Origin of the sequence: Massilia sp. TS11 (genome assembly GCF_022012445.1) — a bacterium.
Taxonomy (GTDB): domain Bacteria; phylum Pseudomonadota; class Gammaproteobacteria; order Burkholderiales; family Burkholderiaceae_D; genus Telluria.
The window spans coordinates 1-15,979 of the sequence record NZ_JAKLTS010000010.1 but is presented as its reverse complement, the minus strand read 5'-3'; the positions used below and the strand labels follow the sequence as shown (position 1 = coordinate 15,979).

Sequence of the window (15,979 nt, the reverse complement as noted above, 5' to 3'; positions counted from 1 at the left end):
CACGATGAATTGACACTGTACATCGGTACAGTACAATGCTCAGGCGCTTACTTATCAGGTCCTTGAACGTGGCACTGCAATCACTCGAACTTTTTGCCGGCGCTGGCGGCCTCGCCCTCGGCTTTTCCGCGAATGGCGTGCTCCACCGAGCCGTTGTTGAGTGGAATCGTCACGCATGTGAAACCATTCGCCTTAACCGCCGACTCCAAGTCCACCCGATCGCCCATTGGCCGGAGGTGTCGGAACTCGACGTGCGGACGTTTGACTACGATGAATTTCGCGGTATCGATCTAGTCACCGGTGGCCCGCCCTGCCAGCCCTTCTCAATGGGGGGCAAGCACCGCGGCTTTTTGGACGAGCGCGACATGTTTCCCCAGGCCATACGGGCGGTACGCGAAACACGTCCCAAAGCATTCGTGTTTGAGAATGTGCGCGGCCTGACGCGCTCCGCATTTTTCAACTACTTCAATTACATCCAGCTTCAACTGGAATTTCCGTCTTTGCTGGCCAAGCGGGGCGAGGAGTGGCTTGCTCACTTGAAGCGGCTCGAGCAACACAAGACCAAGGGTCGACCGAGCGAATATCACCTGGTAACGCGGCTCGTCAACGCCGCCAACTATGGCGTACCCCAGAAGCGCATGCGGGTGTTCATCGTGGGTTTTCGGGCCGATATGCACCGCCCCTGGACCTTCCCGAGCGAGACGCATAGCGAAGCGGCGCTGCTGCTCGACCAATGGGACTCGGGCGAGTATTGGGACAGGCATAAGGTCGCCAAACGGCACCGTCCGGCGCCACCTGAAGGTATTGCCACCAAATTGGAACGACTGAGAGAGCAAGTGGGCGAAACTCCAAGCATGCCCTGGAGGACTGTTCGGGACGCAATCCATGACCTACCCGACCCGGAGTCGAGCAAGGCCTCGAACAAGCATCAAGCGCACAAATTCCAACCGGGTGCCCGCGCGTACCCAGGCCATACGGGTAGCCCCATGGACGAGCCGGCGAAAGCTCTGAAGGCAGGAGACCACGGCGTCCCCGGTGGAGAGAACATGCTTCGTCGCCACGACGGATCGGTACGATATTTCACCGTACGCGAGTCCGCGCGGATTCAGACTTTTCCGGATGAGTTTGTATTTGAGGGATCCTGGGGCGAAGTCATGCGGCAGTTGGGTAATGCCGTTCCCGTCCGGCTTGCATCCGCGATCGCCGACAGTGTGTGCAGCCAACTACGCGCTGCCTAAGCGCGCAGTAATCTCCTCCCCGTACGGATATGTCTTGTCCGTGCGGTACAACACCATCCCATAACTTAGAATCGCGCCCTTCCAATTCACACCCAATTTGTCGATTGCGGCCTGAAAAAGACTTCGCGCGTCACATGGGACTTGTGTGATATCGATCGTTTCACGCAAGAGATCGGCATCGATGTCGAATCGGAACACATAAGGTAGCTGAGCCTTCATCTGTTCGAAAAGCTTGCCGATCTCGATTGCCCCTTGCACCACCTCAGTCAAGGTAATCGGATACGCTGGTTCAATCGGGAATGCTTGGTCGAACCAACCAGGCTTCGTCGTATCGCGCTCCTTCCCTGGATCCTTTGGGCCAAAGCCTCTCCCGTTCCATAGGTCTGGGTGGCGCTCTTTGAAGATGTTGATGAGAATATTCTCGTTGGCCGCTGTACTCATGCTCTTGCCAAGTAGGAGCGCTTTATATCCAATCTTTGCCTGATCGATACCGCGCCGGCCACGCAGTTTCTCAAGGTGCTGAAACAAACGGGCGCTAACGTTCTCGGCCTTACCTAGGTAAACCGGGGCATCGGCGTAATAGAGCACGTATACGCCCTGGCGTGAACCAACTTTATCCTGAAAATTAGAAAGCTGCCTCAAAGTGCCGGAATTGAGCGCAGTCGATTCCATCCCCTCCAGTTGGTCACTCAGTTGACGTGAGACCGTCGTTAGAAAGTCAAAGGTGTAAGTAGCGTGCATAACGAGCAGGAACAATTGAATCCGCGCTCATCTTGGATGCGTTCGACTGAAAAGGCAACTTTTCAGAGGGCGACCACGCTGCCGCGGTCGACCGAGACCAGGCTGATCGCCTCGGCATTGCCGAGCTGGGCGGCGCGCTGCAGCCAGCGCATGGCCAGCGCCGGATCGGGCGCCATGCCCTCGCCGCCGAGCGCCATCTGGCCGAGCGCCAGCGCGGCCTCGGCCTGACCCTGGGCGGCCGCCAGCTGGTACCAGCGCAGGGCCTGGCGGGCGTCGGGCGAATTGCGCAGCCAGTTCCCCAGCACCAGCGCGGCCTCGGCGTCGCCGTCGCGCGCGGCCAGTTCGTACTGGTGGAAGGCGTCGCGCTGCATGCCTGGGCGGCGCAGCCACAGGCGGCCCAGCTCGCGCCGCGCGGCCGCCACGCCGGCCCCGGCCCAGTGACGCAGACGCAGCTCGGCCGCGTGCTGCTGGCCTTCATTGGCAGCCTGGCTCAAAGCCAGAATCTCGGCCGGCGCGGGCCGCTCGGGCGGGTTCAGATCGCAGGCCCAGATGGCGCCTGCCAGGGCCAGCGCGCCCAGCACGCGCAGCCCAGTCGAAAGAGAAAGCCTGCTCATCATGCATACCTGTCGGGACCGGATGGCCGCATCCTAAGCGCGCCAGATGACAGGACGATGAACTGTGCGACAATGCGCTCTGCTTTTTTTGTCTCGACTGCCTGCCATGCTGGACCAACGAAAACTCCTCGCCGCCATCGGCCTTGTCTGCTTCGGTTTCGTCGCCTTCGCTGTGTATTTGCAGCTGGCCCTGGACATGCTGCCCTGCCCGCTGTGCATCATCCAGCGCTATGCCTTCCTCGGCGCCGGCATCGCCTGCCTGCTGGCGGCGGCCTTCAAGACGCCGCGCGCCGGCCTGCTCGTGGCCGGCCTGTGCATCGCCGGCGGCATCGTCACGGTCGCCAAGCATCTGTGGGTGCTGGCCCATCCGGGCGTCTCGTGCGGGATCGACCCGACCGAGACCTTCCTCAACCGCCTGCCCACGGCCAGCCTGCTGCCCGACGTCTTCCTCGCCAACGGCATCTGCGAACTGGCGACCGAACGCCTGCTGGGCCTGAACGTGCCGACCTGGGCGGCGATCGCCTTTGCCCTGGTCAGCCTGGCGCTGCTGCTGACCTGGCGGCGCGGCCGCCGCTGATGGCGATCGAAGCCGGCGCCACCCTCGGCGCCCTGCAGCGCAGCCTGCCCTTCGACGCACTCGAAAACCGCATCCTGCTCGGACATGCGCTCGGCCTCGGCCGGGTCGCCCTGATCACCCAGAGCGAGCGCACGCTGACCGCCGCCGAGGCCGCGCGCCTGCAGGCCCTGGTGGCGCGCCGCGCGGCCGGCGAGCCGATCGCCTACATCGTCGGCAGCCGCGAATTTTTCGGCCTCGCCTTCAGCGTCACGCCGGACGTGCTGATCCCGCGCCCGGACACCGAACTGCTGGTCGAACTGGCGCTCGCGCGCATCACCCCGGGCCTGCGCGTGCTCGATCTGGGCACCGGCAGCGGCGCCATCATCGTGGCCCTGGCCCATACCCGGCCCGACGCCGACTACAGCGCGCTCGACCGCAGCCCGGCCGCGCTGGCCGTGGCCGCCGCGAATGCAGCGCGCCACCGGGCGCGCGTGCGCTTCCTGCACAGCGACTGGTACAGCGCCGTGGCCGGCGAGCGCTTCGGCCTGATCGTCGCCAACCCGCCGTATATCGCGGCCGCCGACCCGCACCTGAGCCAGGGCGATCTGCGCTTTGAACCGGCGGGCGCGCTGACCGACCAGCAGGACGGCCTGAGCTGCCTGCGCGCCATCATCGACGGCGCCCCCGCCCACCTGCAACCGGACGGCTGGCTGCTGATGGAGCATGGCTACGACCAGGCCGCCGCCGTGCGCGCCCTGCTGGCCGCCAGCGGCCGCTTCGGCGACATCGCCAGCTGGCAGGACCTGGCCGGCATCGAGCGCGTGAGCGGCGCCCGCCTGCTGACCTGAACCTGACTGTTGTGCCAGCGGCACAGGGCGCTGGCGGCCCCGGCCAGATACTGCACAATGGCCGCATGCGCGCCCGCCTCGTCTTTCTGATCCTGTTGCTGCTGTCCGCACCGCTGCTGGCCGCCAGTCCGGCCGAGCAGGCGCGCGCCCTGTTCGAGGCCGACTGGCAGTGGCGCCTGCGCACCCAGCCCGAATTCGCCACCTCGGTCGGCGACCACCGCTACGACGACAAGCTGAGCGACACTAGCCTGGCCGCCAGCCTGGCCGCCGCCGCCCACGACCAGGCCATGCTCGCGCAGGCCCGCGCGATCGAGCGGCGCGCGCTGCCGCTGCAGGAGCAGATCTCGCTCGACCTGTTCATCTACGAAAAAAGCCTGGCCCAGCGCGCCGCCGCCTTCTACCCCTACAACTGGCAGCCGATCACCACCCAGGACGGCCTGCACCTGGACTTCGTGCAGATGGCGGCCCAGATGCCGTTTGCCAGCGAGCGCGACTACCGCAACTACTTCGCCCGCATCCAGGCCCTGCCGCGCTATGTGGACGGCCTGATCGCCCAGCTGCGCGAAGGCCTGCGCAGCGGCTGGACCACGCCCCAGGCCGTGATCAAGGGCGTCCCGGCCCAGCTGCGCCAGCTGCGCAAGGGCATCACCCAGGGACCGCTGGCGACGCCGTTCCGGCGCGTCCCGGCGGGCATTGCCCAGCCGGCGCGCGACCGCATTGCCAGCTTCGGCCCGCAGCTGCTGCAGACGGTGGCGGCGCCGGCCCTGCGCCGGCTCGAGCAGTTCATCGAGCAGGTCTATCTGCCGGCCACGCGCAGCAGCCTGGCCGCCTCGGCCCTGCCGGGCGGCGCCGACTACTACGCACTGCTGGCCGAACAGGCCACCACCACCGCCCTCACCCCGGCCGAGATCCACGCGATCGGCCTGCGCGAAGTGGCGCGCCTGCAGGGCGAGCTGCGCGGCGCCATCGCGCGCACCGGCTTCAGCGGCAGCTACAGCGAGTTCGTGCGCTATGTGACGAGCGACCCGCGCTTCTTCTTCACCGATCCCGAGGCCCTGCTGGCCGCCTACCGCAGCATCATCGCGCGCGCCAGCCAGCGCCTGCCGCAGCTGTTCTGGCGCCTGCCGCAGGAGGCGGTCGAGGTGCGCCCGATCCAGTATCCGGGCGCCGAAGAGCAGAGCGCCGCCTTCTACGAAGCCGGGATCGGCGGCGATCCGGGCGCCTTCGTGGTCAACACCACGCGCCTGCACACGCGCGCCAAATGGGAGATGGAGACCCTGGCCCTGCACGAAGCCGTGCCCGGCCACCACACCCAGGTGGCGCGCGCGCACGAGCTGAGCGAGCTGCCGCCGTTTCGCCGCCACGGCTGGTATGTGGCCTTCGGCGAAGGCTGGGCCCTGTATGCCGAGGGCCTCGGCTACGAGCTGGGCCTGTTCAGCGATCCGTATGCCGACTTCGGCCACCTCAATGACGAGCTGCTGCGCGCCGTGCGCCTGGTGGTCGACACCGGCATCCATGCGTTCGGCTGGAGCCGCCAGCAGGCGCTCGACTACATGAACGCCAACAGCGCCAATCCGCCCGGCGACAACGAGGTCGAGGTCGACCGCTACATCGGCTGGCCGGGCCAGGCGCTCGGCTACAAGATCGGCCAGATGAAGATTCTGGAACTGCGCCAGCGCGCCCAGAGCGTGCTCGGCGCGCGCTTCGATCTGCGCCGCTTCCACAATGCCGTGATCGACAACGGGCCACTCCCGCTGGGCGTCCTCGAGCAGCAGATCGAACGCTGGATTACGCAGCAAAATCAATAACTTGTCAGGAAAATCAAGCTGTCACGACGCTGTCGTCAATTTTGAGTTACCCTGCACGACTGATTGACGCGCGGCCCGCCCAGGCACGCGCTGCCCGATGAAAGGAAGCATCTTGTCCGAACAACTGACCCGCCGCCTGGCCCTCCTCGGTGAGGATGACCATCATGCCCTGCTGGGCCAGGGGCTGCGTGGCATCGAGCGCGAGACCCTGCGCGTCGATGGCGCCGGCCAGCTCGCGCGTACGCCCCACCCGGCGGCGCTGGGGTCTGCCCTGACCCATCCGCAGATCACCACCGACTACGCCGAGGCCCTGCTTGAATTCATCACCCCGGCCGAACACGATATCGCCACCACCCTGCAGCGCCTCGACACCATCCACCGCTTCGCCGCCCAGCAGCTCGGCAGCGAGATGTTCTGGAGCGAGTCCATGCCCTGCGAACTGCCGGGCGAGGCCGAGATCGAGATCGCCTGGTATGGCAAGAGCCATATCGGCATGCTCAAGCACGTGTACCGGCGCGGCCTGGCTCTGCGCTACGGCAAGGCCATGCAATGCATCGCCGGCGTGCACTACAACTATTCGCTGGCCGAGGGCCTGTGGCCGCTGCTGGCGGCCGACGAAGGCAAGCAGGCCATGCCGCGCCTGGCCTACCAGTCCGAGGCCTACTTCGGCCTGATCCGCAATTTCCGCCGCCACAGCTGGCTGCTCATGTATCTGTTCGGCGCCTCGCCGGCCCTGGCCACCAGCTTCCTGCGCGGGCGCGAACACCAGCTCGAGCGCCTGTCGGACGACACCCTGTATCTGCCGTATGCGACCAGCCTGCGCATGAGCGACCTCGGCTACCAGAACAATGCCCAGGCCGGCCTGCGCCCGCACGAAAACTGCCTCGACAGCTATGTGACGACCCTGACCGACGCCGTCAAGCGCCCCTACCAGGCCTATGATGCGCTGGGCGTGAAACGCGATGGCGAGTGGATCCAGCTGAACACGAACGTGCTGCAGATCGAGAACGAGTACTACGCCACGATCCGCCCCAAGCGCGTGATCAAGACCGGCGAGCGCCCGGTGCAGGCCCTGTGCCGGCGCGGCGTGCAGTATGTCGAAGTGCGCTGCATGGACGTCGATCCCTTCGAGCCGGTCGGCATCGCGCTCGAAACGGGGCGCTTCCTCGACACCTTCCTGCTCTACTGCGCGCTCGAAGCCAGTCCCAAGATCGCGCCCTTCGAAAGCGATATCTACTCGCAGAACTTCGCGCGCGCCGTGAAGGAAGGGCGCAAGCCGGGCCTGACTCTGCAGCGCGGCAATGAGCAGGTCGAACTGCGCGTCTGGGGCGCCGAACTGATCGAGCGGCTGCGCCCGGTCGCCGCCCTGCTCGACCAGGACCTCGGCAGCAGCGCCCATGCCGACGCGCTCGAACAGCAGCTGGCCAAGATCGAGCACCCGGACCGCACGCCCTCAGCGCGCGTGCTGGGCGCGCTCGCCACGCATGGCGGCTCCTTCCCCGCCTTCGGCCTGGCCCAGAGCCGCCTGCACGCGGCCCATTTCCGCGACGGCGCCCTGCTGCCCATGGAGCAGGCGGTGTTCGAAGACATGGCGCGCGCGTCGCTGGCCGAACAGGCGGCGATCGAGGCGGCCGACAGCGGTAGTTTCGATGACTTCGTGGCGGCGTACAATAACAGCACCCTGTGCTGCGAATGACGCCATGCTCACGTTCTTCAACGAACACCACGTCCACCACCACGCCCGCTACGAAATCTTCCGCGGGGACATCGTTCCCGCCTTCGAGAAGCCCGAGCGCCTCGCCGCCGTCGCCGCCGAGTTCGAGCGGCGCGGCCTGGGCCGCATCGTCACGCCGCATGGCGTGCCGCTGATGACGCTCGAGCGCGTGCACCGCCCGCATTACCTGGCCTTTCTGCGCAATGCCTGGAGCGAGTGGATCGCGCTCGACCCGGCCAATGCCGAGAAGGAGGCCTTCCCCGCCGTCTGGCCCGTGCATGGCCTGCGGCGCGATGTCGAGCCGGCCAATTTCTGCGCCCGCCTCGGCCTGTATTCGATGGACAGCGGCACCCCGCTGACGGCCGGCACCTGGATGGCCGCCAAGAGCGGGGCCGACTGCGCCGTCAACGCCGCCCATGCGCTGCGCCTGGGCGAGCGCGCCACCTTCGCGCTGACGCGTCCGCCCGGCCACCACGCGGGGGCCGATTATTTCGGCGGCTACTGCTTCCTGAATAACGCGGCGCTGGCGGCCCAGCATCTGCTCGACGATGGCGCCACGCGCGTGGCCATCCTCGATATCGACTACCACCACGGCAACGGCACCCAGCAGATCTTCTACCAGCGCGAGGACGTGCTGTTCGTCTCGATCCATGCCGATCCGCGTTTCGAATACCCGTTCTTCCTCGGCCACGCCGACGAAACGGGCGAAGGCGCGGGCGCAGGCTACAACCTGAATCTGCCGCTGCCCTTCGGCAGCACGGCGGCCCAGTGGTTCGCCGCGCTCGAAACGGCCTGCCTGAAAATCGCCGCCTACGGCCCCGAATACCTGGTCGTCTCGCTCGGCGTCGACACCTTCGCCGGCGATCCGCTGTCGCACTTCCAGCTGCACAGCGCCGACTTCCTGCGCATCGGCGAGCGCCTGGCCGCGCTCGGCCTGCCGACCGCCTTCGTGTTCGAGGGCGGCTATGCGGTGGCCGAACTGGGCACCAATGTCGTCAACGTTCTGGAAGGTTTCGAAACCGCTGTATGAGTCCCCTGCACTGGCAATTCACCCATTTCCGCGATCTGTCCGTCGAGCAGCTGTACGCCATGCTCAAGGCGCGCCAGGACGTGTTCATCCTCGAGCAGACCTGCCTGTGGGCCGACCTCGATGACAAGGACCAGGACGCGCACCACCTGCTCGGCTGGCGCGACGGCCGTTTCGCCGCCTGTGTGCGCGTGCTGGCGCCGGGCGTCGCCTATCCCGAAGAAGCCTCGATCGGGCGCGTGCTGACCACCCGCGCCGAGCGCGGCACGGGGGCCGGGCGCGCCCTGATGCACGAGGCGATCCGCCATACGACCGCCCTGTATCCACAGCAGCGCATCCGCATCGGCGCCCAACAGTATCTGGAAAAGTTCTACCAGAGCTTCGGCTTCGCGACGGTCAGCGATCCCTACGAGGAAGATGGGATCATGCACGTCGAAATGTTGCGATAAAATTCAGGCTTTTCGGAGACTCCCATGCTTTTCGGCGGCATTGGCCTGCACGTGCTGGTGGCCATCTTCTTTGCGATCCATGTGATCCGCAGCGGCCAGCAGCTGTACTGGCTGTTCATTCTGTTCTCCTTCCCGCTGCTCGGTAGCCTGGTCTACTTCTTCGCCATCTACCTGCCCGAGACGCGCCTGCCGCATGGCGCGCGCAAGGCCATGGCCGCGGCCGGCCGCGCGCTCGATCCGGGGCGCGATCTGCGCGAGGCGCGCGCCGCCTACGATTTCACGCCGACGGCCCAGAACCAGATGCGCCTGGCCGCCGCGCTGCTGGCCGCCGGCCAGGCCGAGGAAGCGGCGCGCACCTATGACGCCTGCCTGCAGGGGCCGTTCGCGAACGACCTCGACATCCGCTTGGGCGCCGCGCGCGCCCATGCGGCCAGCGGCCACACCGAGGCCGCCATCGAGCACGCGCTGGCGATCCGCGCGCGCGACGCCCGCTTCCAGCAGGAGGCCGTGGCTCTGCTGCTGGGCAAAGCCTATGCGCGCGCCGGCCGCCAGGACGAGGCGCGCGCCGAGTTCCTGTTCGCCAGCGGCCTGACGCGCAGCTTCGAGAGCCGCGCCGAACTGGTGATCTGGGCCGCCGCCCACGGCGAGCCGGCGCTGGCGCGCCAGCATCTGCCCGAGCTCGAGAAAGAAATGCAGCACTGGAACAGCTTCACGCGCCAGCTCCAGGCCGAGCTGGTCAAACGCCTGCAGACCGCCAGCGCCAGCCTCAAGGGCCAGGCATGAGCGCCCTGGTGTCCTGGAGCGGGGGCAAGGATTCCTGCCTGGCCCTGTGGCGCGCGCGCCAGGCCGGCACCGAGCTGGCCCTGCTGGTCACGGCCATGGACGAGGACGGCCAGCGCTCGCGCTCGCACGGGGTGCCACCGCATCTGCTCGAGGCCCAGGCGGCCGCGCTCGGCCTGCCGCTGCAGTTCTACCCGACCAGCTGGCAGACCTATGAGGCGCGTTTCATCGCCCTGCTGCAGGCAGCGCGCGCACGCGGCATCGACGAAGCCGTGTTCGGCGACATCGACCTGCAGCCGCACCGCGACTGGGAGGAGAAAGTCTGCGCGGCCGCCGGTCTGCGCGCCAGCCTGCCGCTATGGGGCGCGGCGCGGCGCGACTTGGTCGACGCGTTTCTGGCGGCGGGCTTTCGCGCCATCGTCGTCTGTGTGAACGGGAATTATCTGGGGCCGGAATGGTGCGGGCGCGACTTCGATGCGCGCTTTCTGGCCGAGCTGCCGGACGGCGTCGATGCCTGCGGCGAGAATGGCGAGTTCCATACCTTCGTGGTCGATGGACCCGCCTTCAGCGCCCCGGTGGCCGTGCAGCGCGGGGCGGTGGAGACCTATGTGGCGCCGCCTGAGTTCGGCGGCACCACCTACTACTTTCAGCGTCTGGCTTAACGCACCGACAGCAGTTCGATTTCGAACACCAGGGCCGAGTTGCCCGGGATCGTGGGCGGATTGCCGTTGGCGCCGTAGGCCAGCGAGGCCGGAATCACCAGCGTGCGCTTGCCGCCGGTCTTCATGCCGACCAGACCCTGATCCCAACCCTTGATGACCTGGCCCGCGCCCAGCGTGACCTGGATCGGCGCCTTGCCGGCATTGCTGTCGAACTGGGTGCCCTTGTTGCCGCTCGCCGTCGAGCTCCACAGCCAGCCCGTGTAATTGGCCGTGATCACGGAACCGGTCTGGGCCGCATTGCCGGTGCCGACCACGGTATCGGTGATCTGCAGCGCGGTCGGCTGGTTCGGCTCGGTCGAGACGAAGTTGTTCTTGGTACCGCCGCCGCCGCAGGCGGTCAGGCTCAGCAGGCCAACGAAGGCAGCAATGACGGGCAGGGAAATGAGTTTCATGGGGATCGCAAGCAGATACGGAAAGCGGGAAGTGTAGCAGGTCGGACCGCGGACGATCCGATCTGCTTTGTGATCAAGATGTAAGCAATTGTCTCGGCCTCAGATTTCGACCTGGGTGCCCAGCTCGATCACCCGGTTGGTCGGAATCTGGTAGTAGTCGGCCGCGCCGCGCGCATTGCGGCTCATCGCCACATACAGGCGTTCGCGCCACGGCGCCATGCCGCCTTCGGGCGCCGACACCACGGTCTGGCGCGCGATGAAGAAGGAGGTTTCCATCATCTCGAACTTCAGGCCGAGCGGCGCGCACAGGGCCAGCGCGCCCGGAATATCGGGCTCGTCCTTGAAGCCATACTCGACGTGCAGCTGGTAGCACTCGTGGCCCAGGGCCGCCACCCGCACCCGCTGCTCGTTCGGCACATAGGGCTCGTCGTGGATGTGCACGGTGAGGAAGACGACGCGCTCGTGCAGCACCTTGTTGTGCGACAGATTGTGCAGCAGGGCATGCGGCACGCCGTCGGTCTCGCCGCGCAGGAAGATCGCGGTGCCGTACACGCGCACAGGCGGGGCCACGAACAGGGAGTCGAGGAACTCCTCGAGCGGAATCGCGTGCTTGAGCAGGTTCTGCCCGACCAGATAGCGGCCGCGCTTCCAGGTCAGCATGATCGTGAACAGGATCGAACCAGCCAGCAGCGGGAACCAGCCGCCGTGCAGGAATTTCAGGCTGGTGGCGCCGAACAGGCTGAGGTCGATCAGGATGAAGAAGCCGGTGGCGCCGAAGCACAGGGCCAGCGGCAGCTGCCAGCCATAGCGGATCACGAAGAAGGTCAGCGTGGTGGTGGCCAGCATGGTGGCGGTGACGGCGATGCCGTAGGCGGCCGCCAGGTTCTCGGAGGAACCGAAGCTGACCACGGCGATCAGGACGATGACCAGCTGCAGCCAGTTCACGGCCGGCATGTAGATCTGGCCGATCTCGCTGGCCGAGGTGTGCAGCACGCGCATGCGCGGCAGGAAGCCGAGCGCGATGGCCTGCTTGGTCATCGAGAAGGTGCCCGAGATCGTCGCCTGCGAGGCGATCACCGTGGCCATGGTCGACAGCACCACCAGCGGCAGCACGCTCCACGGGCCGAGCTGCTGGAAGAAGGGGTTTTCGATGGCCTTCGGATTGGTCAGCAGCAAGGCGCCCTGGCCCAGGTAGTTCAGCGCCAGCGAGGGGAAGACGATGGCGAACCAGGCCAGGCGGATCGGACGCTTGCCGAAGTGGCCCATGTCGGCATACAGGGCCTCGACTCCGGTGAAAGCCAGCACCACGGCGCCGAGCGAGAGGAAGGCCGCGCCCGGATGGCCGGCGATGAAGTTCAGCGCGTACAGCGGGTTGAAGGCGTTCAGCACGCCCGGATAGCGGACGATGTTGACCAGGCCCATGATGGCCAGGGCGGCGAACCACAGCACCATGATCGGGCCGAACCATTTGCCGATGCCGGCCGTGCCGCGGCTTTGCATCGCGTACAGCGCGACCAGCACGATGATCGTCAGCGGCACCACATAATGGGCCATGCCCGGCGCCGCGACCTCGACACCTTCAATCGCCGACAGCACCGAAATGGCGGGGGTGATCACCGACTCGCCGCAGAACAGGGTGGCGCCGAACACGCCGATCATCATCAGCAGCGGCTGCCAGCGCGAATTCTTCGGCACCGAGGACAGGGCCAGGGCCGTCAGGGCCATGATCCCGCCTTCGCCGCGGTTGTCGGCGCGCAGCACCAGGGTCACATACTTGAGCGAGACGATGATCGTCAGGCCCCACAGGATCATCGAGACGATGCCCAGCAGATTGCCCTCGCTCAGCTGCAAGCCGTGGGTCGGGTCAAAAATGGTTTTGAGCGTGTAAAGCGGGCTGGTACCGATGTCGCCATAGACGATACCGATCGCAGCCAGGGTCAGGGCCGACAGGCTGCTTTTGTTGTGCTGCGAACTCACAGTTGCACCATATTTGTTTTTTGGTGCGTCGCACAATAGGCGATGCACATGTAAAAAGCAAGCAATGCGTGTCAATTGACAACACGTCGGCCTAGCATACCATTCCGTATCGCGAAATGCTGTTGCTTGTATGCACCGATCCGGGGCTTAGCGGATAATTGTCGTTTTGATTCTCACCTCACCGCGAGCCCACCATGCGCACTGGCGTCCTGTACGGCGGCCTGGCCTTCGTCATCTGGGGACTGTTCCCCCTGTATTTTCACCTGATCGCCGAGGTTCCGGCCCTGCAGATCCTGGCCCACCGCGTGCTGTGGTGCCTGCTGTTCCTGGCCGGCGTGCTGGCCGTGCGCCGCCAATGGGCCTGGCTGCCCGGCGTGCTGGCGCGCCCGCGCGTGCTGGCCAATTGCGCCGGCAGCGCCCTGCTGCTGGCGGCCAACTGGTTCATCTACATCTGGGCCATCAATAATGGCCATGTGCTCGATGCCAGCCTCGGCTATTTCATCAATCCGCTCGTCAATGTGCTGCTTGGCTATGTGCTGCTGCACGAGCGCATGCGCCCGGCCCAATGGGCCGCCGTGGGCCTAGCCGCAGCCGGCGTGCTGTGGCTGGCCATCCAGGCCGGCCACATGCCCTGGATCGCCCTGGCTCTGGCGCTGAGCTTCGGCTTTTACGGTCTGATGCGTAAAACGGCGGCGCTCGGCGCCCTCGAAGGTCTGACCATCGAAACCCTGGCCTTGTTCCCGCTCGCGGCCGGCTATCTGCTGTGGCAATCGGCGGCCGGCACGAATGTGTTCGCCAATGCCGACTGGGGCCTGACGCGCTGGGTGCTGATCGGCGCCGGCCCCGTCACGGCCGTACCCCTGCTGCTGTTCGCGGCCGGCGCGCGGCGCATTCCGCTCTCGCTGCTGGGTCTGCTGCAATATGTGGCCCCGACCATGGTCTTCCTGACCGGCACCCTGTTGTTCCACGAGCCCTTCTCGTCCGAGCGCCTGGTCGGCTTCCTGGTCATCTGGGCCGCCCTGGCCTTGTATGCGGGCGAGGGACTGTGGCGGCGGCGCGCCTGACACCGTTCTGTTTCAGGGGCTTTTCGCGTATGCTGATGCCCTTTGCATCACGAGAGAACTTGTAAACCATGGCCAATTACGTCTACACCATGAACCGGGTGGGCAAAATCGTCCCGCCCAAGCGCCAGATTCTGAAGGACATTTCCCTGTCCTTCTTCCCGGGCGCCAAGATCGGCGTGCTGGGCCTGAATGGCTCGGGCAAGTCGACCCTGCTGAAAATCATGGCCGGCATCGACACCGACATCCAGGGCGAAGCGCGCCCCATGCCGAATCTGAACATCGGCTACCTGCCGCAGGAGCCCCAGCTCGATCCGGAAATGACGGTGCGCCAGGCGGTCGAATCGGGCCTGGGCGAAGCCTTCGCGGCCCAGGCCAAGCTGGACGCCGTCTACGCCGCCTATGCCGAGCCGGACGCCGACTTCGACGCCCTCGCCGCAGAGCAGGCGCGGCTGGAAGCGATCATCGCCGCCTCCGATGGCGGCAACCTGAATCTGCAGCTGGAAATGGCGGCCGACGCGCTGCGCCTGCCGCCCTGGGACCAGAAGATCGGCGTGCTGTCGGGCGGTGAAAAACGCCGCGTGGCCCTGTGCCGCCTGCTGCTGTCCAAGCCCGACATGCTGCTGCTCGACGAGCCGACCAACCACCTGGACGCCGAATCGGTCGACTGGCTCGAACAATTCCTGCTGCGCTTCCCCGGCACCGTGGTGGCGATTACCCACGACCGCTACTTCCTCGACAATGCGGCCGAATGGATTCTCGAACTCGACCGCGGCCACGGCATTCCGTGGAAAGGCAACTACTCGTCCTGGCTCGATCAGAAATCGGCCCGCCTGAAGCAGGAAGAAGCGAACGAGTCGGCACGCCAGAAAGCCCTGGCCAAGGAACTCGAATGGGCGCGCCAGAATCCGAAAGGCCGCCAGGCCAAGTCGAAGGCGCGTCTGGCCCGCTTCAATGAGCTCAGCGAATACGAATACCAGAAGCGCAACGAGACCCAGGAGATCTTCATTCCCGTGGCCGAGCGCCTGGGCAATGAGGTGATCGAGTTCAAGAACGTCTCCAAGGCCTTCGGCGACCGCCTGCTGATCGACAATCTGTCCTTCCAGATTCCGGCCGGCGCCATCGTCGGCATCATCGGTCCCAACGGCGCCGGTAAGTCGACGCTGTTCAAGATGATCACCGGCAAAGAGCAGCCCGACAGCGGCGAAGTCGTGATCGGCAAGACGGCCAAGGTCTCGATGGTCGACCAGAGCCGCGACAATCTCAGCGACAACAAGACCGTGTTCGAGGACGTCACCGGTGGCGCCGACACCCTGAGCGTGGGCCGCTTCGAGATGCCCTCGCGCGCCTATCTGGGCCGCTTCAACTTCAAGGGCGCGGACCAGCAGAAGCCGGTCGGCACCCTGTCCGGCGGTGAGCGCGGGCGTCTGCACCTGGCCAAGACCCTGCTCAAGGGCGGCAATGTGCTGCTGCTGGACGAACCGTCCAACGACCTCGACGTGGAAACCCTGCGCGCGCTGGAAGATGCGCTGCTCGAGTTTGCCGGCAGCGTGATGGTGATCTCGCACGACCGCTGGTTCCTCGACCGCATCGCGACCCACATCCTGGCCTTCGAAGGCAATTCCCAGGTGGTTTTCTTCGACGGCAACTACCAGGAATACGAAGCCGACAAGAAGAAACGTCTGGGCGAGGAAGGGGCCAAGCCCAAGCGCATCCGCTACAAGCCGATTACCCGCTAATCCGAACGGCGAAAAAACCCGCCATTTCGTCAATAATCTTGCCAAAAAATTGCCAACACCATTGGCATATTGAGGAGCCGAAATGGCGGGACTTCCCAAGAACACCAGCAACGTCTAATACAAGAATCGCATGCGGCAGGCGGCGGGTGTAATGACCCAGCGTTTCCTGCTCAGGTTATGCCGCTAATTTGAATGCCTCAGCGGGTGTTTTCATGCCCAGCGCCTGGTGAGGTCGCTGATTGTTGTAGAACCCGATCCAATCGCCGATGACCCGGCTAGCGTGCTGGAGGCTTTCAAATCGATGGCGATGCAC

Annotated in this window: 16 protein-coding genes; 11 read left to right on the top strand and 5 right to left on the bottom strand. The window is 65.8% G+C overall.

Features of this window, described 5'->3' with window-relative positions; translation table 11 throughout:
- The first annotated feature begins 68 nt into the window (after positions 1-68).
- Entirely contained in the window at positions 69-1,238 is a 1,170-nt protein-coding gene (locus LZ005_RS15570; RefSeq protein ID WP_237809284.1) for a DNA cytosine methyltransferase, read from the top strand.
- Here LZ005_RS15570 and LZ005_RS15565 read toward each other — a convergent pair.
- Both LZ005_RS15565 and LZ005_RS15560 read right to left on the bottom strand, forming a co-directional pair.
- Positions 1,224-1,994 (bottom strand): hypothetical protein, encoded by a 771-nt coding sequence (locus LZ005_RS15565; protein WP_237809066.1) that lies wholly within the window; start codon positions 1,992-1,994, stop codon positions 1,224-1,226. The genes LZ005_RS15570 and LZ005_RS15565 overlap by 15 nt on opposite strands.
- Before the next feature lie 47 nt (positions 1,995-2,041).
- Positions 2,042-2,593: a tetratricopeptide repeat protein gene (locus tag LZ005_RS15560; RefSeq protein ID WP_237809065.1), complete on the bottom strand. Its 552-nt coding sequence runs from the start codon at positions 2,591-2,593 to the stop codon at positions 2,042-2,044.
- A gap of 106 nt (positions 2,594-2,699) precedes the next feature.
- Between LZ005_RS15560 and LZ005_RS15555 the strand changes: the two genes are divergently transcribed.
- From LZ005_RS15555 to LZ005_RS15520, 8 genes are all read left to right on the top strand, one after another.
- Positions 2,700-3,170 (top strand): disulfide bond formation protein B, encoded by a 471-nt coding sequence (locus tag LZ005_RS15555; protein WP_237809064.1) that lies wholly within the window; start codon positions 2,700-2,702, stop codon positions 3,168-3,170.
- A complete protein-coding gene (gene prmC / locus LZ005_RS15550; protein WP_237809063.1) occupies positions 3,170-3,997 on the top strand; it encodes a peptide chain release factor N(5)-glutamine methyltransferase in 828 nt (275 codons plus the stop codon). The genes LZ005_RS15555 and prmC overlap by 1 nt, the downstream gene beginning before the upstream one ends.
- A gap of 65 nt (positions 3,998-4,062) precedes the next feature.
- A complete protein-coding gene (locus tag LZ005_RS15545; RefSeq protein WP_237809062.1) occupies positions 4,063-5,805 on the top strand; it encodes a DUF885 family protein in 1,743 nt (580 codons plus the stop codon).
- 112 nt (positions 5,806-5,917) lie between these two features.
- Positions 5,918-7,501 (top strand): glutamate--cysteine ligase, encoded by a 1,584-nt coding sequence (gene gshA, locus LZ005_RS15540; protein WP_237809061.1) that lies wholly within the window; start codon positions 5,918-5,920, stop codon positions 7,499-7,501.
- 4 nt (positions 7,502-7,505) lie between these two features.
- Entirely contained in the window at positions 7,506-8,549 is a 1,044-nt protein-coding gene (locus LZ005_RS15535; RefSeq protein ID WP_237809060.1) for a histone deacetylase family protein, read from the top strand.
- Complete coding sequence (locus LZ005_RS15530) at positions 8,546-8,995, top strand: GNAT family N-acetyltransferase (RefSeq protein ID WP_237809059.1); 450 nt, start codon at positions 8,546-8,548, stop codon at positions 8,993-8,995. Before LZ005_RS15535 ends, LZ005_RS15530 begins: the two co-directional genes overlap by 4 nt.
- Before the next feature lie 24 nt (positions 8,996-9,019).
- On the top strand, positions 9,020-9,778 hold the full coding sequence (locus tag LZ005_RS15525) for a hypothetical protein (RefSeq protein ID WP_237809058.1): 759 nt from the start codon (positions 9,020-9,022) through the stop codon (positions 9,776-9,778).
- Positions 9,775-10,437, top strand: coding sequence for a diphthine--ammonia ligase (locus LZ005_RS15520; RefSeq protein ID WP_237809057.1), 663 nt, complete (start codon positions 9,775-9,777; stop codon positions 10,435-10,437). The genes LZ005_RS15525 and LZ005_RS15520 overlap by 4 nt, the downstream gene beginning before the upstream one ends.
- On the opposite strand, the gene LZ005_RS15515 is transcribed toward LZ005_RS15520, so the two are convergent.
- Together LZ005_RS15515 and LZ005_RS15510 are read right to left on the bottom strand one after the other, a co-directional pair.
- Complete coding sequence (locus LZ005_RS15515) at positions 10,434-10,889, bottom strand: FKBP-type peptidyl-prolyl cis-trans isomerase (RefSeq protein WP_237809056.1); 456 nt, start codon at positions 10,887-10,889, stop codon at positions 10,434-10,436. The genes LZ005_RS15520 and LZ005_RS15515 overlap by 4 nt on opposite strands.
- 99 nt (positions 10,890-10,988) lie before the next feature.
- Positions 10,989-12,866 (bottom strand): potassium transporter Kup, encoded by a 1,878-nt coding sequence (locus LZ005_RS15510; protein WP_237809055.1) that lies wholly within the window; start codon positions 12,864-12,866, stop codon positions 10,989-10,991.
- A 194-nt stretch (positions 12,867-13,060) separates the two neighbouring features.
- On the opposite strand from LZ005_RS15510, the gene rarD reads away from it, so the two are divergent.
- Both rarD and ettA read left to right on the top strand, forming a co-directional pair.
- Positions 13,061-13,930: an EamA family transporter RarD gene (rarD, locus tag LZ005_RS15505; RefSeq protein ID WP_237809054.1), complete on the top strand. Its 870-nt coding sequence runs from the start codon at positions 13,061-13,063 to the stop codon at positions 13,928-13,930.
- A 68-nt stretch (positions 13,931-13,998) separates the two neighbouring features.
- Positions 13,999-15,666 (top strand): energy-dependent translational throttle protein EttA, encoded by a 1,668-nt coding sequence (gene ettA / locus LZ005_RS15500; RefSeq protein ID WP_237809053.1) that lies wholly within the window; start codon positions 13,999-14,001, stop codon positions 15,664-15,666.
- Positions 15,667-15,841: 175 nt separating this feature from the next.
- Here the strand turns inward: ettA and LZ005_RS15495 are convergent, their stop codons facing one another.
- On the bottom strand, positions 15,842-15,979 hold the full coding sequence (locus LZ005_RS15495) for an integrase core domain-containing protein (protein ID WP_237809282.1): 138 nt from the start codon (positions 15,977-15,979) through the stop codon (positions 15,842-15,844).

What these genes read in the sequence shown, in the direction of transcription:
- prmC (WP_237809063.1), top strand. Translation starts at nt 3,170, where the DNA reads ATGGCGATCGAAGCCGGCGCCACCCTCGGCGCCCTGCAGCGCAGCCTG.
- ettA (WP_237809053.1), top strand. Translation starts at nt 13,999, where the DNA reads ATGGCCAATTACGTCTACACCATGAACCGGGTGGGCAAAATCGTCCCG.
- rarD (WP_237809054.1), top strand. Translation starts at nt 13,061, where the DNA reads ATGCGCACTGGCGTCCTGTACGGCGGCCTGGCCTTCGTCATCTGGGGA.
- LZ005_RS15560 (WP_237809065.1), bottom strand. Translation starts at nt 2,593, where the DNA reads ATGAGCAGGCTTTCTCTTTCGACTGGGCTGCGCGTGCTGGGCGCGCTG.
- LZ005_RS15555 (WP_237809064.1), top strand. Translation starts at nt 2,700, where the DNA reads ATGCTGGACCAACGAAAACTCCTCGCCGCCATCGGCCTTGTCTGCTTC.
- LZ005_RS15525 (WP_237809058.1), top strand. Translation starts at nt 9,020, where the DNA reads ATGCTTTTCGGCGGCATTGGCCTGCACGTGCTGGTGGCCATCTTCTTT.
- LZ005_RS15520 (WP_237809057.1), top strand. Translation starts at nt 9,775, where the DNA reads ATGAGCGCCCTGGTGTCCTGGAGCGGGGGCAAGGATTCCTGCCTGGCC.
- LZ005_RS15535 (WP_237809060.1), top strand. Translation starts at nt 7,506, where the DNA reads ATGCTCACGTTCTTCAACGAACACCACGTCCACCACCACGCCCGCTAC.
- LZ005_RS15530 (WP_237809059.1), top strand. Translation starts at nt 8,546, where the DNA reads ATGAGTCCCCTGCACTGGCAATTCACCCATTTCCGCGATCTGTCCGTC.
- LZ005_RS15515 (WP_237809056.1), bottom strand. Translation starts at nt 10,889, where the DNA reads ATGAAACTCATTTCCCTGCCCGTCATTGCTGCCTTCGTTGGCCTGCTG.
- LZ005_RS15545 (WP_237809062.1), top strand. Translation starts at nt 4,063, where the DNA reads ATGCGCGCCCGCCTCGTCTTTCTGATCCTGTTGCTGCTGTCCGCACCG.